Annotated in this window: 2 protein-coding genes; both read right to left on the bottom strand. The window is 71.6% G+C overall.

Annotation, left to right across the window (positions count from 1 at the left end; genetic code table 11):
- Nucleotides 1-714, bottom strand: a 714-nt coding sequence (locus AC27IO_RS24785) for a tetratricopeptide repeat protein (protein WP_498741290.1), incomplete at its 3' end; no start/stop codon positions are given.
- On the bottom strand, nt 674-960 hold a 287-nt coding region (locus AC27IO_RS24780), incomplete at its 5' end, for a hypothetical protein (RefSeq protein ID WP_498741289.1). The genes AC27IO_RS24785 and AC27IO_RS24780, both read right to left, overlap by 41 nt.

Genomic DNA, 960 nt, shown 5'->3' with positions numbered 1-960 from the left:
CAGCGTGCGCACGGCGGCCAGGTAGTAAGCCTTGGCCTGTTCCGGGTCGGGCGTGACCTGACGCGCCAGCATGTACAGCTCGGCGCTGCCCGCGTAGTCGCCCGTGCCCAGCGCTTCCTTGGCGGCCCGCTCGTACAGGCGCGCAGCCTCGCGCGGGTCTTTGGCCTCCTGCGCCAACTGGCGGCTCATGGCGACGCCGGTGGCGCGGTCTTCCATTTCGGCCGCGCGGCGGGCCAGCAGCAATTGGCGGTCGGCGGGCCACTTTTCCTTGGCCAGGGCCTGGAGCTGGCGCTTGAGGCCCTCGCGCTGGGCTTTGCGGCGCTCGGTTTCCTTCTCGGGCGTGCGTTGGTATTCGGCGTACGACAGGTCCCACAGGCTCCACAGCGCGTCGCGGTGCAGTTCCGGGTCGCTGGAATCCAGCGCGGGCTGCAGCGTGGCCCGCGCGTCCGCCATTTCGCCCACGGCGATCTGGCGCTGCGCCAGCAGCAGGCGCAGGCGGGGGTTGTCGGGATCGCTGCGCAGCAGATTGGTCAGGTAGGCCACCGACAGCGCGATGTCGGTGGTCTCGGACAGCCGGCGCTCCAGATCCTGGCGGGGGTACAGCAGCCATAGCCCCCCGCCGACCATGCTGGCCAGCAGGGCGATCAGCCACGAAGGCGCCAGGACGGGGCGCTCAGCGGGCTGGGCACTGGAGCTGGATTTGCGCAGCAGCATCGGCGATCCGGAATTGTTGGACATCCGGGCCGGCCGGAGTGGCCGCCCGCGTGGGGGTGAGCAGTTTCTGGTTGGCGCGCACCTGGCAGTTGCCGGCCGCCGCCACGCTGAACGCGAGCGGGGCGTAGGCCTTCAGCGTGAACTCGGTGCGCGCGCCCTGGTCGCGCACGTTCCAGTCGCCGAGCCGGCCGTTGGCATCGAACAGGTAGGGGCCCTGGGCCACCGCGGCGGGCGTGCTGGCCGTGG

The sequence above is a fragment of the Acidovorax sp. KNOB132 genome (assembly GCF_057541515.1).
Note: the sequence above shows the minus strand (reverse complement) of the source record. Positions and strands in the feature narration are given on the sequence as shown.